Raw genomic sequence first — 13535 nt, 5'->3', positions numbered from 1 at the left:
GGCTGGCTCACCCGCCTGGCTTGGACGCCAGCGGAACGCAGGTAAACATTTACTGTCAAGTATCTCTTGACAGTCACTATTTTGCTGCCAATAGGCTGATTTCCGAATGAAAGGCTGGAGGAATCGCAGGTGGTGAGCCGTGCCCGAGTCATCCTCAAGGGAGGACATACGGATAGTCCTTTCCCGGGGTCTTGCCGAATCGCTGGACCAGGACTTGAAGGCAGTCGAGCAGGACCCCTCCAAACATCTGGCTGTGCTCAATGCAGTGGCTGAGGCGGAGGGAGTCGTCGGCTAAAAGACTTTAGTAACCGGCTGCCAAGGGGGCCCCTGTCGCGTAGCCTGTCACTTTCGACACTCACAATGAGGCAAGGACGAATACCGACGCTTTCGAGGAGAACACATGAGGCGTAAACAACGAAATACCTACGTTTTGGAGATGGCCAATGGGCAGCAGGAAACTGTTCGCTGTGACGGCTCGTTGCAGGATCAGTTCACCGGAATGGGCGCCTATGCGTTATTCGCTGAATTCGAATCGTCCAACGGGGGCACTGTGATAATTGGCGGAAATGCTATCGTTACAGCACGCTTGCTGGAGTAGCCCCGCCTTGCATTTCACCTCGTTCAAAAGGCCGCAGTAAACACGAAGTAAACGTTTGCACAAAATTGCCTTCTAAACCTCGGCAACAAGGTCGCGGCGCACGCCGCGTATTTCCACACCGGCGATGACTTCGCCCCATTCGTCGTCGACCAACACTGGATGCCACCACGTATCTTCGTCATCACGTGGCAGGTCGTTGATCTGTTGGTCGCCGTCGCGGACCTGCGCCCACCGCTGCTCATCGTATGACCAGCGCAGGTCGGGCAGGTCCGGTGCATGAAACTTTTTAGCCTTACACGAAAGGCGTCCCGCCGGGTATCAGCCATGCTGCGGATACCCGGCGGGACGCCTTGACGTCTTCCTACGCTACTGCGAAGTGTCCTTCGCTTCCCTGCGGCTCTCAGGCTGGTCGCCGTTGGAACGCTCCGCCTCTTCGGCCATGGCCGCTTCGCTGAACGGCACCTGGTCGGGAGTGCTGGAAATTCCCCGCACCGGCCCAAGCCGGCGTTTGCGCAGCGGATCCCGCCGCAGATCCAGGTAGAGCGCCAGGCACATACCAATAATGATCACCACGAATGGCGTGGACGCCAGGATAGTGAAATTCTGCAATGCGGGCAGCCCGCCGACGTACAACAGCACCGCGGCGACGGCGCCTGTCAGGATCGCCCACAGGATCACCACCGGCTTCCAGGGCTCCTTGCGCCCATAGGACGACAGCGTGCCGAGGACGAGTGCGCCGGCGTCAGCGCCACTGACGAAGAAGATGGCGGTCAGCCCCATCACGACGATGGCAGCACCGATGAAGAAGGGGTACTCCTGCAGGGCCGCGAAGAACCCGGCCGCCTCATTGCCTGCACCGGCAATGTTGATGCCTGCAAGTTGCAGGTTGATGCCGGCGCCGCCGAAGACGACGAACCAGATCATGCTGACCGCGGTGGGGACGAGCAGAACGCCCAGGACGAACTCGCGGATGGTCCTGCCGCGGGAGATTTTGGCAATGAAGGTGCCCACGAACGGTGACCAGGAGATCCACCAGGCCCAGTAGAAGATGGTCCAGTTGGCCAGCCACTCGGTACCGCCGAAGACAGCGGACTGGAAGCTCATCGGAATCAGATTGGCCAAGTAGGTGCCGATCGACTCAGGCAGCAGGTCCAGGATGAAAACCGTTGGCCCGACCACGAATACGAAAACCAGCAGCACAAAGGCGAGGATCATATTGGTATTGCTGAGCCACTTAATGCCCTTGGAAACACCGCTGGCAGCCGAAAAGATGACGCCGACGGTCAACACGCAAATGATGATGATCGGTAACGCGGTGCCCGGGTCTTCAGCGAACTCGCCGGTACGCAGCAGCGTCATGCCGGCTGCGATCTGCAAGGCGCCCAAGCCCAGCGACGTTGCGGTTCCGAACTTGGTGCAGATGATAGCCAGGATATCGATGGGCTTGCCCCAGCCACGGCGCTCGATCCTGTCCTTGCCGAAGATGGCCTGGAACGGCGCGCTCATCAAGTTGCCGCGGCCCATTCTGAATGTGGAGTAGGCAAGCGCCAACCCAATCACCGAGTAGATGGCCCACGGATGAAGGCCCCAGTGGAAGAAGGTGTAGGCCATTGCCTGGCTCGCCGCCTCTGAGCTTCCCGCCTGTGCATCCACAAACGGAGGCGGGGAGGCCAAATGGGTCACCGGCTCGTACACGCCGAAGAACATCAGCCCGATTCCCATGCCGGCGCTGAACATCATGGCCACCCAGGAGACAGTGGAAAATTCAGTGCCCTCGCCTTCCTGGGCCAACGGGATCCGCCCATACCGGCCGAACGCCAGCACGAGTGAGAAGACAACGAATCCGGTTGCCCCCAGGACAAACAGCCAGCCGAACTGGGTGGTGACCCAGGTCAGCGCCGCTCCGGCCGCGTTGCCGATTTCGGTGGTGATGGTCACGCCCAGGATACAAATAATGGCGACGACGCCGAAGGAAACTCCGAAGACCACCTTGTCGACGGAGCCCCAGCCTGTATCCGGCGTCGACTCCAGCTTATCCGGGATGCCTGGTTCGGCAGGCTCCTTTGATGTTCCGGTACTCACTAGATACTCCTCGTTAATCGGGGGAAACCTCACTGGTGCCATCGGCGGCCGCGCCGAAACCCCATGTCCCGTGACGGAACCTATGGTTAGTATAGTGGCCGCTATGACCGATGACACGAAAGCCAACGAACAAGACTACTACACTCGTGAAGGCGACCAGGGGCAGACCCGGTTGGCCGGCCACGGGCCGCTGTCCAAACTGGATCCGCTCGTCGCCGCGTATGCGGAGTGCGATGAGGCTAACGCCGCGGTCAGCGTGGCCATGGCCATGGGAGGGTTGCCCGACGATATTGTCCGCACGCTGAGCAGTGTGCAGAACGACATCTTCGATGTACAGGCGGACCTGGCGGTGCCGAACAACGAACCGGCAGCTGCCAAGGTGAGGATCGTGCAGGGCCATATCGAGCGGCTGGAACGGGCCATCGACCACTACGCCCGGGACGCTTCGGACCTGAGCGGCATGGTGCTGCCCGGAGGAACAGTGGCGGCGGCGCTGCTGGGACAGGCCCGCGCCGTGGTGCGGCGCACCGAGCGGGCCACCTGGGCGGCGGTGGAGAAGCATCCGCAAACCGTTGGCCCCATGCCGGCGCGCTACATGAACCGGCTGTCCTCGCTGCTGTTCGTGCTTGGCCGGGGCGCCAACGCCGAACACGGCGACGTCACCTGGGTGCCCGGTCTGTCCGTGTCTCCCCCCGAAGGGGATACCGACGTGAACCCCGTGCTGTGAACCAGTTCCGACGCGTGGGTCATTCCGGCCTCACCGTTTCGACGGTGGGGCTGGGATGTAACAATCTTGGCCGGACGTCAACGCCAACGGAAACAGCCCGCGGGGCCAACACGGTCGTCAAGGCGGCGCTGGACGCAGGTATTACCTTTTTTGACGTGTCCGATACCTATGGCAAGACCGCCGGGCTGAGCGAAGAACTGTTGGGCAAGGCGCTGGGCGGCCGGCGCGACGATGTGGTGGTCGCGACCAAGTTCGGTATGGACATGCGCGGTGCCAATGGGCCCGATTGGGGTGCCCGCGGATCACGCAGGTATATCGTCAAGGCCGTTGAGGCGTCGCTGAGGCGGCTTAACTCCGAGTGGATCGACCTCTATCAGTTCCATACTCCGGACCCTGCGACACCGATCGATGAGACGCTCGCCGCCCTGGATCAGTTGGTCAGCAGCGGAAAGGTGCGCTACATCGGCCACTCCAACCGCGCGGGATGGCAGATTGCCGAGGCGGAGTTCACCGCGAGGATGAGCGGACACACCCGTTTCGTTTCGGCGCAGAATCACTACAACCTGCTGGACAGGCGGGCCGAGCTGGAAGTCATCCCCGCAGCTGAGGCCTATGGGGTGGGGGTGCTGCCCTACTTCCCGCTGGCCAATGGGCTGTTGACCGGAAAGTACGTCAATGGCAAAGCGCCCAAAGGCAGCCGGTTGTCGCATTCGAGGACTAATCTGCTGCAGAACGCGGACTGGGACCAGTTGCGGCAATTCAAGAACTTCGCAGCCAACCGCGGATTGACTGAAGTGGAAGTGGCCTTCTCGTGGCTTGCCGCCCAGCCGGCGGTATCGAGCGTGATCGCAGGCGCTACGAAGCCGGAGCAAGTAGAGGCGAATGTCGCCGCCGTGGGGTGGGAGCCCGACGACGGCGACCTGGCCGAACTCGACACCATCTTTCCCCGGACACCGAAGGTCGCACTCTTCTAGCCGGCCGCAGGTTCTAGCCGGCCTCAGCTTCCGGACGGGAAGCGATGCCGGGCCGGTGGAACCGTTTGCCGTTGACCCGTTCGGCCGCGCCGGTGCGGTCCAGGTATGGAGTGATGCCTCCCATATGCAGCGGCCACCCGGCGCCCATGATCATGCACAAGTCGATATCATCCGCCGCGGCGACCACTGACTCGTCCAGCATCCGCCCGATCTCGTCTGCCAATGCGTCTTGCGTCCGCTGCAGCACTTCGGCCGACGTCGATGGGTTGCTGCCACGGTCCATCAGCGCGAGCGTGGCCGAGGGGACGGCAAGCGTGCCGTCGTCGGACTCCTGCCACAGTCCCTTGATGCCGGCGTCGATCATCCGTTGCTGGTTGGCCGAGACGTGGAACCGGTCGCCGAATGCTTCGTGCAGCGATTCCTGCACGTGCTGTCCGACGGGGAGGCCGACCAGGGCGAGGAGCTTAAACGGCGACATCGGCAGGCCCATGGGGCGCAGCGCATTATCCGCCGTTTCGGCATCGGTTCCTTCGTCAAAGACCTGGGTGATTTCGCCGAACATCCGGCCGAGCACCCTGTTGACCACAAACGCCGCCGCGTCTTTGACCAGCACGGCGTTTTTCTTCAATCCCTTGGCCAGCGCAAATGCAGTGGCCAGGACGGCGTCGCCTGTATCCGGCGTCCGCACGATCTCCAGCAGCGGCATTGCCGCCACGGGGTTGAAGAAGTGGAAGCCGACCAGCCGTTCGGGATGGCGGAGTTCTGCGGCCATCGCCGTGACGGACAATGAAGAGGTGTTGGTGGCCAGCACGCATTGCTGAGATACGACGGCTTCGACCTCGGCGAATACCTGCTTCTTGACCGACAATTCCTCGAAGACCGCTTCGATGACGAAATCGGCGTCGTGGAAGACAGATTTGTCGACCGAGCCGGTGACCAGGGTCTTGAGGTGCTCCGCGGATTCGCCGGACAGGCGTCCCTTGGCCAGCATCTTGTCGATCGCCCCATGCACGTAGGCCACGCCCTGTTCGACGCGCCCCTGGTCGATATCGGTCAGTACCACCGGGACTTTCAACTGGCGTGCAAACAGCAGGGCCAACTGGCTGGCCATCAGCCCGGCACCGACAACGCCCACCTTGGTGACGTCACGGGCCAATGCCTTGTCCGGCGCGCCGGCCGGGCGCTTGGCGCGCTTTTGCAACAGGTCGAGGAATCCATAGACGGTGGCCCGGAATTCGTCCGTGGCGATGAGATCGGCCAGGGCGAGGTCTTCATGCCGGGCGGACTCTGCCTGGTCCCAGTGCAGGCCGGCTTCAAACAGGTCCAAGGCACGCGCCGGGGCGGGGGCCGAATTGGAGGTCTTGGATTCCACGATGGCCCTGCCGCGGGCGGCCGCCTTGTTCCAGGACTCCTCATCAATGCCCGCGTACCGTCCTCTGCGCTGTTCGACGTCGGCCGTGGCAGCCGGATCGCCGGAAATGATGGACGCGGCCCAGGCCAGCGACTGGTCCAGGAACTGGTTCGGTTCCAGCAGCAGGTCGGCGATGCCCATTTCGAAGGCGGCCGGTCCGGACAGCGTGCGGTTCTGGTTCAGTGCGTTCTCGATCAGCACCGTGATGGCGTTGTCCGGTCCCACCAGCCGCGGCAGCAGGTGGATACCGCCCCAACCGGGCACCAGGCCCAAAAACGTCTCCGGCAGTGCGAGGGCTCCGGCCGTGGTGGACACCGTGCGGTAGTGCGCGTGCAGAGCCACCTCCAGGCCGCCGCCCAGGGCTACACCATTGATGAAGGCGAAGCTGGGCACGGGTATGGTGCCGAGCAGTTCGAAGACATAGTGGCCCAGCTGGGCCATGGCCACGCCGTGTTCCTGCTGGGTGATGGACTTGACCGCTGACAGGTCCGCCCCGGCCACGAAGAAGTCCGGCTTGCCGGTGATCGCCACGCCGGCGAGTTCCCCGGCGGCCGCCCGTTGATGCAGCTGCTCCAGCACTGTGCCAAGCTCCATCAGCGTTGTCGGCCCGAGGGTGGTCGGACGCTTCGCGTCAAGATCGTTGTCGAGGGTGATCAGCGCCATGGTTCCGGCCCCGCCGGGCAGCTGCACGTCCTTGACATGTGAGTAGGTGACGATTTCGTCATCGAATGCTTCCGCGAGTGTCTGGAAATCCTGCGCCTTCATTGAGTCTCCTCCGTATCGGTGCGGTCCGCGCACGGCTGGTACTGCACATTCGGCTCTATGTTACTCGCCGGTAACATGGCGTGGCAAAGCCGCTCCGCCGCATTATTGGTTCCGCTGCTGTTGCCGGTCTTGTCGCTGGAGCTTGTCCTGCTGTTGTTTGCCCGGGCTCTTTTCGGGAAGCGGGTCAGGGTGGTTGAAGGCTTCGGCGATCACGTCGGCCACCAATTCGCGCTGCCAGCGGCGGGCACCTCGTTCGGCCAAATCGGCGGCAACAGCGCTGGCCGTCAGGGCAGCCGGCGGCTGCCAGGCGATTCGCCTCAAAGTGTCCGGGGTGAGCAGGTTCTCGACGGGCATGTGAAGCTCTTCGGCCATGGTGCCCAGACGGTTTCGTGTCGTAGCCAGCCTGGCCGCTGCCGCCGGGTCCCGATCGGCCCAGACACGGGGCGGGGGAGGTGAAGTGGATGGCAGATGCATGGGCGGCAGCGTGGTGGCCCGGCGGGCGCCATCGATGCACCTGAGCCACCGGGGTGCTTCGCGCTTGGCCGCCCGGCCGTGGAATCCGCTGGTGGACAACAGGGCCGGTACTGTCGCCGGCATGGCCTTGGCCGCCGCGACGATGGCGGAATCAGGGATCAGCCGCCCGGGTGCAACATCCCGGTTGCTGGCGAGCCGATCCCGAGCCAGCCAAAGCCGCCGCACGGCTTCCAGCTTGCGGCGTTCCCGCAGCTGGTGGAGTCCGGAGGTGCGGCGCCATGGGTCGGCCCGCGGCTCCGGGACGCCGGCGTTGACGATGGCTTCAAACTCCTCGACTGCGAAGCCCAGTTTCCCCTCGGCCTCGAGAATGTTCCGCAGCGCGTCCCGGACCTCGCCCAACACTTCAACATCGAGAGCTGCATAGCCGAGCCAGGATTGAGGCAGCGGCCGGGTGGACCAGTCCACGGCGGAATGTTCCTTGGCCAGGCCAAGGCCAAGCAGGTTTTCGACGACGGCGGCCAATCCGACCCGCGGCAGGCCCGCAAGCCTCGCTGCCAGCTCGGTATCGAAGAGCTGGTCCGGCCACATCCCCAGCTCGGCCAGGCACGGAAGGTCCTGGCTTGCCGCGTGCAGAATCCATTCGACACCCGATAAGGCATCGTCGATGACCTTCAAGTCGTCGAAGGGTTCCGGGTCGATCAACCAGGTTCCGGCAGCTTCGCGCCGGATCTGGACCAGGAAGGCACGTTGACCATAGCGGAACCCGGAAGCCCGTTCGGCGTCAATACTGGCAGGGCCGGTCCCCGATGCGAGCGCCTCGGCGGCCCGTTGCAGGCCCGCGGCCGTGGCGATCACCCGTGGCACGCCGTCGCGGGGTTCAGTCAGTGCCTGGACGGTGGGCGGTTCCTGATGATGCTCCGGTTCCTCGGCGGAAGGTGCGGTTTCGGGCGGTTGCGGCGTCATGATCCTTCCACACTATCGGCATCGGGTACGCAGGTACGGCTTTGACGCCGACGTCTATTTCCTGCGGCGGCGTCCCAAGGCGGCGACGCCGTCGGGCAGTGGAGGCAGTCCGGCGAATGTGCACACCATTTGGGACCACGCCTGAAGGTGTGACTGCACCTGCGGTCCGGTGGGGGTCCAGGAGGCGCGCAGCTCAATGTCGATGGAATCGTCCCGGTCCGCCAGCGACCCGTAGCTTTCGGAGAGGATCCGGGTGGCAGTGCCCCCGGCATTCCGATACGGCGCCTGATGGTTTTCGAGGGCTTCGACCAGCCATGTCCATGCGACCGAGCCCAGCATGCCGTCATTGCCGATATCTGCTTCGAGCTGGGCACGGATATAGGTGACGATCCGGAACGTGCCATCCCACACGGCCGAACCGGACGGATCGTGCAGCAGGATAAACCGCCCGGTGGCCAGTTCCTCGCCGCCACCCTGGGCGCTGTCGCCCATCGCCGGCCCGTGGACAGGCGGGCGGGGCGGGCTTTCCAAGGTAGTCACTTCAGCTCCGAGTGCCACGGCATAGGGCGCCAGCCGCGACGGCGCCGGTAGCTCCTCAAGGCGCAGTTCAGGCCGGCACGTGGCCTTGCGGAGGGCGGACAGTGCCGTCAAAAATTCCGTTGGAACCTGCGAAAGATCGCCTATCGCGCTCACTCAGGCAGACTATTACCCTTCAGGGCTGATCCACGGCAGGCGCGCCGTGATGGCGTTCACTTGGCGGCACAGGTTCACCGGGCGGCCCCGGACAGCCCGCCGCGGGGAGTTCAACCCGCGCCCATCTCCCGCCGCAGAGCGGCGATGAAGGCCTCGATATCCTCCTCAGTGGTGTCGAAGGAGCACATCCACCGCACTTCCCCGGTTGCGGGGTCCCAATCGTAAAACTTGAACGATTGCCTCAACCTGTCCGCGACATCGCGGGGCAGCAGCACGAATACCGCGTTCGCCTCGGTGGCCTGGGTGGCCGTCAATCCTGCGATCCCGTCAACGGCGGACCGCAGGCGCGCGGCCATGGCATTGGAATGGGTGGCTGAGCGCAACCACAGTCCGTCGTCGAGCAGCGCAATGAGCTGGGCGGACAGGAACCGCATCTTGGAGGCCAGCTGCATATTGAGCTTGCGCAGGTACTCCAGCCCGTCGCAGGCCTCGGGGTTAAGGACGACGACGCACTCACCAAACAGCAGACCGTTCTTCGTCCCGCCAAAGGACAGCACGTCGACGCCGGCATCGGTGGTGAACTCCCGCAACGGAACCCCCAGGTGCGCCGCGGCGTTGGAAATGCGCGCCCCATCCATATGCAGGCGCATTCCACGGGCGTGGGCATGGTCCGCAATCGCGCGGACCTCGTCGACTGTATAGGTGGTGCCCAGCTCGGTGCTCTGGGTGATCGACACGGCCAGCGGCTGGGCGCGGTGTTCATCACCCCAGCCCCAGGCCTGCTGGTCGATCAGCGAAGGGGTCAGCTTCCCGTCGCCGGTGGGCACCTGCAACAGCTTGATCCCCGCCACCCGTTCGGGCGCGCCGTTCTCGTCAGTGTTGATGTGGGCGGTTTCGGCGCAGATCACCGCTCCCCAGCGTGGAAGCAACGACTGCAGGCTCAATACGTTCGCGCCGGTGCCGTTGAATACGGGCAGAGCCTCGGCGGCCGCACCGAAGTGTGACGCCATGACTTCCTGCAGCCGGGAAGTGTATTGATCAGCCCCGTAGGCCGGCTGATGCCCGCCATTGGCCGCGGCCAGGGCCTGAAGGATCTGAGGGTGCACTCCTGAATAGTTGTCCGAGGCGAAGCCTCGCTGTGCGTTGTCGTGCAGTGGGCGGGGGGTTTCCAAGCTGGTTTCAGTCACGGTTCCAGTATCACTTATCGCCGGTTGGGTGGTCATATTGGAGCGGTCGGTGGAGCCGGTTGCCGGCTATTCGGCCAGCGGAATGCGGGTGCCGTTGACGTCGCCGGCGTCGGCGGCCATGAACTGCACCACCGCATCGCCGAGATCCCGTACGTCCGTGTAGCCGGCGAATGCACGGTCCGGATTCTCCTGCCGCATGCCGTCATCGACCAATGCCTTGATGATGAAGGCGGCCGCTGCGGCCCGCTGCGGCTCGGGATCGTCTTTCCGCCCGGATTGCGCCCGGCGGAATCCATTGGCCACGGCCATGGTCCAGGCCTCGGCCGCGGCCTTGGCAGCTGCATAGTGCGCTCCCGACGCCGTCGGCTTGGCCACCGCGGTTGACGACACGATGGAGAGCCGGCCGGCGTCGGAAGCCAGCAGATCCGCGTAGAAGGCCCGGCTGGTGTTGCGCAAGGTGGCGAACACGTGGCGGTGCAGGAAGTCCCAGTCCTCATCACTCTGGCCGGCGATGCCGCCGCCGCCCCGCCAGCCACCGACGAGATGGATGAGTCCGTCGATGGGGCCGGAATCGGTATGCAACTGGGCTGCAAACCTGTCCACTTCCTCCGCGTCCGCCAAGTCACATACGTAACTGGTGATGCCCTCGGCTACTTCGCTGAGTTTGTTCAGTCTCGCCGGGTTCGTGCCGACTGCGACGACAGAGGCGCCCGCGGCGCTCAACGCCGCCGCCGTTGCAGCGCCCGACGGGCTGGTCGCCCCGGCGATGAGAACTGTTGGATTATTGGGCAGTACCGTCACGCAATATCCTTCGTCGTGCCGGTGATACCGGCGGTGGACTCGATCACATCCTTCATCTTACGGTTCAGCGCTTCATAGAACATCGACAAGGGGAATTCGTCGGCGAGCACCTGATCCGTCAGGCCGCGGGGAGGACCGTCCAGCGGGAGCGCGTCCGGGCCCTTGGCCCACACTGAAGCCGGATTCGGAGTCAGGGTGCCGGTGATCATCTCGTACGCTGCCAGCCAATGGGCGGTCTTCGGCCGGTCGATCGAACGCCAGTACAGATCTTCGATCTGCCGCCCCAGGGCAATCACCACGTTAGGTACTTCGGCCCAGTCAATTGTCATCTTTCCGTCTGTCCAATGCAGCACATGCTGCTGGTGCATCCAGGCGAAGAGCAGCTGGCCGCCAAGACCGTCGTAGTTCTTTACCCGGTTTCCAGTGATCGCAAAACGGAAGATCCGGTCGAAGATCACCGCATACTGCACCCGCTTGGCATAGGCCCGGGTTTCAGCGGAGGCCGTCTTGTCATGCTCCAGGCGTACCGATTCGCGGAAGGCTGTCAGGTCGCAGCGCAGTTCCTCGAGGGCGTAGAGGAAGTAGGGCATCCGCTGTTTGATCATGAAGGGGTCGAACGGCAGGTCGCCGCGCATGTGGGTCCGGTCGTGGATCAAGTCCCACATCACGAACGTCTTCTCCATCACGTGCTGGTCCTCCAGCAGCACGGCCGCATCGGAGGGCAGCTCGAGGGAGGTGATATCTGCCGCGGCCTTCACCACCCGGCGGAACCGCGCCGCCTCACGGTCGGCGAAAATGGCCCCCCAATTGAATTGCGGGGTCCGCGCAACGGCGACAGTTTCCGGGAACAAGACAGCCGAGTTGGAATCGTAGCCGGCCGTGAAGTCAAGGAAGCGGATGGGCACGAACAGCTTGTTCGAGAAGTCACCTTCCTCCAGGGAGGCGATGAAGTCCGGCCAGATGACCTCGACGAGCACGGCTTCGACCAGGCGATCGGAGCTGCCGTTCTGCGTGTACATGGGGAAGACCACCAGATGCCTGAGCCCGTCGACCCGGTCGAGCTGTGGCTGGAACGCCACCAGGGAGTCGTGGAAGTCAGGGACCGCGAATCCGTCGGCGATCCACTGGTTGAAGTCCGCCACCAATGCGTTCAGGTAGGACTCGTCGTGGCTGAACAGCGGGGCAAGGTCCTCGATGCCGCTGATGATCTCCTGTGCATGCTTGGTCGCCGCATCATGGTCGGACGGCTCGGGTACCGAGCCGTCCTTGATCTGCAGTCGCTGCAGCCGGGAGGCGGCAGTCTTAATTCGCAGCCACGCGGGGTGCGACGCGACGTCGGCGGCGGGGTCCCGGGACAGCCCGGGGGAGCGAAGTGCGGTGGTTTCAGTCATCGTTGACTCGCTTTCTCATCGCAGGTGGGCAGGCAGATGAGCTGATCTGCCGGATATTCGAAAGCATACCAAAAAGGACAGCGTTACTTACGCCCACGGTGCTCCAAAATAAGCGTTGCTTATGCTTTGGCGGGCAGTCCACCTGGCAGACAATCAGAAGTCCAGTGGCTCACGGCTGCTGAAACGTATCCGCCGACCCTCTAGTGTGGGGTTCATGACTGATGACAGCACCGCGGCCGGCCCGACTGCCCGAACCCACCCACCGAAGACCGCCATCGTCACCGGCGCCTCGACGGGCATCGGCGAAGCCACCGCACGCGAGCTGAGCCGTCGAGGGTGGATCGTCTATGCCGTTGCCCGGCGTGCCGACCGGCTGGAGGACTTGAGCAAAGAGACCGGAGCAATTGCCGTTCCGTGCGACATCACGTCCGAGGCCGATGTCTCAACGTTGCGTGACCGTGTGCTCCACGAACAGGGCACGATAGATGCCCTGTTGAACATCTCGGGCGGAGCCAGGGGTGCCGACTGGGTTGCCAACGCCAAGGACGCGGACTGGGACTGGATGTATCAAGTCAATGTGCTGGGCACGATGCGGATGACGCGGGCCTTTGTGCCGGCGCTGCGGGAGAACGGGGAGGGCACGGTGCTGAATCTGACCTCGATCGCGGCGCAACGCGGTTACGAAGGCGGCGGCGGATACAACGCCGCGAAATTCGCCGAGCATGGATTTACCGAGGCCCTGCGTCTGGAAGAGGCCGAGCACAACGTCCGGGTAGTGGAAATAGCTCCGGGCCTGGTGCACACCCCGGAATTCTCCCTGATGCGGATGGGAGGAGACGTCGAGGCAGCTCAGAAGGTCTATGCCGGCGTGGAGCGGCCGTTGACCAGTGAGGATGTCGCCGAGGTCTGTGCCTTCGCCGTCGATCTGCCGCATCACGTCAACCTCGACCTGGTGACCGTCAAGCCTGTGGCCCAGGCAGCGCCGCATAAGGTGTTGCGCAAACAGTAGAGGGGTCAGGCCGTTTCGCCGGGGACGAGCTTCATCGATACCGAGTTGATGCAGTAACGCTGGTCAGTCGGGGTGTCGTAGCCTTCCCCTTCAAAGACATGGCCCAAGTGGGAGTCGCACTTGGCGCAACGTACTTCAATACGTTCCATCCCCATGGCGCGGTCCTTAATGTAGCGGACCCGGTCCTCGGCCAGCGGCGCGAAAAATGAAGGCCAGCCACAATGCGAGTCGAACTTCGCGTTGCTGGTGAACAATTCGGCACCGCAGGCACGGCACTGATACATGCCCTGAGTATGACTGTCCCAGTACTCGCCGCTGAATGGACGCTCAGTTCCGGCCTGCCGCAGCACAGCATACTCGGCGGCCGTCAATTCCCGGCGCCATTGGTCATCACTCTTGTGCACGGGGTCCTGGCGAAGGTATGAGGCGGAATTCTGTTCAGTATCCATACTGGGTATAA

At 63.6% G+C, this 13535-nt stretch carries 13 protein-coding genes; 5 read left to right on the top strand and 8 right to left on the bottom strand.

Going from position 1 to position 13535, the window contains the following annotated elements:
* Nucleotides 1-139 precede the first annotated feature (139 nt).
* Complete coding sequence (locus tag H535_RS28885) at nt 140-295, top strand: hypothetical protein (RefSeq protein ID WP_155838530.1); 156 nt, start codon at nt 140-142, stop codon at nt 293-295.
* Between the two features lie 105 nt (nt 296-400).
* Nucleotides 401-598, top strand: coding sequence for a hypothetical protein (locus H535_RS28880; protein ID WP_155838528.1), 198 nt, complete (start codon nt 401-403; stop codon nt 596-598).
* A gap of 366 nt (nt 599-964) precedes the next feature.
* On the opposite strand, the gene H535_RS23430 is transcribed toward H535_RS28880, so the two are convergent.
* Nucleotides 965-2680 (bottom strand): BCCT family transporter, encoded by a 1716-nt coding sequence (locus H535_RS23430; protein WP_245580146.1) that lies wholly within the window; start codon nt 2678-2680, stop codon nt 965-967.
* A gap of 103 nt (nt 2681-2783) precedes the next feature.
* Between H535_RS23430 and H535_RS23425 the strand changes: the two genes are divergently transcribed.
* On the top strand, nt 2784-3407 hold the full coding sequence (locus H535_RS23425; protein WP_051298493.1) for a cob(I)yrinic acid a,c-diamide adenosyltransferase: 624 nt from the start codon (nt 2784-2786) through the stop codon (nt 3405-3407).
* Nucleotides 3404-4381, top strand: coding sequence for an aldo/keto reductase (locus H535_RS0104355; protein ID WP_026818580.1), 978 nt, complete (start codon nt 3404-3406; stop codon nt 4379-4381). Before H535_RS23425 ends, H535_RS0104355 begins: the two co-directional genes overlap by 4 nt.
* A 13-nt stretch (nt 4382-4394) precedes the next feature.
* Here the strand turns inward: H535_RS0104355 and H535_RS0104350 are convergent, their stop codons facing one another.
* From H535_RS0104350 to H535_RS0104325, 6 genes are all read right to left on the bottom strand, one after another.
* Nucleotides 4395-6557 carry a 3-hydroxyacyl-CoA dehydrogenase NAD-binding domain-containing protein gene (locus H535_RS0104350; RefSeq protein WP_026818579.1) on the bottom strand — a complete coding sequence of 721 codons (2163 nt, stop codon included), beginning with the start codon at nt 6555-6557 and terminating at the stop codon, nt 4395-4397.
* A gap of 102 nt (nt 6558-6659) precedes the next feature.
* The gene (locus tag H535_RS23420; RefSeq protein WP_051298491.1) at nt 6660-7994 is read right to left on the bottom strand and encodes an HRDC domain-containing protein; all 1335 of its coding nucleotides are present in this window, start codon (nt 7992-7994) and stop codon (nt 6660-6662) included.
* A 54-nt stretch (nt 7995-8048) separates the two neighbouring features.
* On the bottom strand, nt 8049-8678 hold the full coding sequence (locus H535_RS0104340) for a DUF3000 domain-containing protein (RefSeq protein ID WP_035768358.1): 630 nt from the start codon (nt 8676-8678) through the stop codon (nt 8049-8051).
* Nucleotides 8679-8797: 119 nt separating this feature from the next.
* A complete protein-coding gene (locus H535_RS0104335) occupies nt 8798-9910 on the bottom strand; it encodes a threonine aldolase family protein (protein ID WP_081416431.1) in 1113 nt (370 codons plus the stop codon).
* A gap of 30 nt (nt 9911-9940) precedes the next feature.
* Nucleotides 9941-10675: an SDR family NAD(P)-dependent oxidoreductase gene (locus tag H535_RS0104330; protein ID WP_026818576.1), complete on the bottom strand. Its 735-nt coding sequence runs from the start codon at nt 10673-10675 to the stop codon at nt 9941-9943.
* A complete protein-coding gene (locus tag H535_RS0104325) occupies nt 10672-12066 on the bottom strand; it encodes a DUF6421 family protein (protein WP_026818575.1) in 1395 nt (464 codons plus the stop codon). The genes H535_RS0104330 and H535_RS0104325 overlap by 4 nt, the downstream gene beginning before the upstream one ends.
* A 214-nt stretch (nt 12067-12280) precedes the next feature.
* On the opposite strand from H535_RS0104325, the gene H535_RS0104320 reads away from it, so the two are divergent.
* Nucleotides 12281-13075 carry an SDR family oxidoreductase gene (locus tag H535_RS0104320; RefSeq protein WP_026818574.1) on the top strand — a complete coding sequence of 265 codons (795 nt, stop codon included), beginning with the start codon at nt 12281-12283 and terminating at the stop codon, nt 13073-13075.
* 5 nt (nt 13076-13080) lie between these two features.
* Here H535_RS0104320 and msrB read toward each other — a convergent pair whose 3' ends face one another.
* Nucleotides 13081-13524 carry a peptide-methionine (R)-S-oxide reductase MsrB gene (gene msrB / locus H535_RS0104315; RefSeq protein WP_026818573.1) on the bottom strand — a complete coding sequence of 148 codons (444 nt, stop codon included), beginning with the start codon at nt 13522-13524 and terminating at the stop codon, nt 13081-13083.
* Between the last annotated feature and the right edge of the window lie 11 nt (nt 13525-13535).

Source organism: Arthrobacter castelli DSM 16402 (genome assembly GCF_000430705.1).
Classification (GTDB): Bacteria; Actinomycetota; Actinomycetes; order Actinomycetales; family Micrococcaceae; genus Arthrobacter_C; species Arthrobacter_C castelli.
Note: the sequence above shows the minus strand (reverse complement) of the source record. Positions and strands in the feature narration are given on the sequence as shown.

Excerpts from the sequence above, each read along its gene's own strand:
- H535_RS28880 (WP_155838528.1), top strand. The coding sequence starts at position 401 with ATGAGGCGTAAACAACGAAATACCTACGTTTTGGAGATGGCCAATGGG.
- H535_RS23425 (WP_051298493.1), top strand. The coding sequence starts at position 2,784 with ATGACCGATGACACGAAAGCCAACGAACAAGACTACTACACTCGTGAA.
- H535_RS0104350 (WP_026818579.1), bottom strand. The coding sequence starts at position 6,557 with ATGAAGGCGCAGGATTTCCAGACACTCGCGGAAGCATTCGATGACGAA.
- H535_RS23420 (WP_051298491.1), bottom strand. The coding sequence starts at position 7,994 with ATGACGCCGCAACCGCCCGAAACCGCACCTTCCGCCGAGGAACCGGAG.
- H535_RS0104335 (WP_081416431.1), bottom strand. The coding sequence starts at position 9,910 with ATGACCACCCAACCGGCGATAAGTGATACTGGAACCGTGACTGAAACC.
- H535_RS0104325 (WP_026818575.1), bottom strand. The coding sequence starts at position 12,066 with ATGACTGAAACCACCGCACTTCGCTCCCCCGGGCTGTCCCGGGACCCC.
- H535_RS0104320 (WP_026818574.1), top strand. The coding sequence starts at position 12,281 with ATGACTGATGACAGCACCGCGGCCGGCCCGACTGCCCGAACCCACCCA.
- msrB (WP_026818573.1), bottom strand. The coding sequence starts at position 13,524 with ATGGATACTGAACAGAATTCCGCCTCATACCTTCGCCAGGACCCCGTG.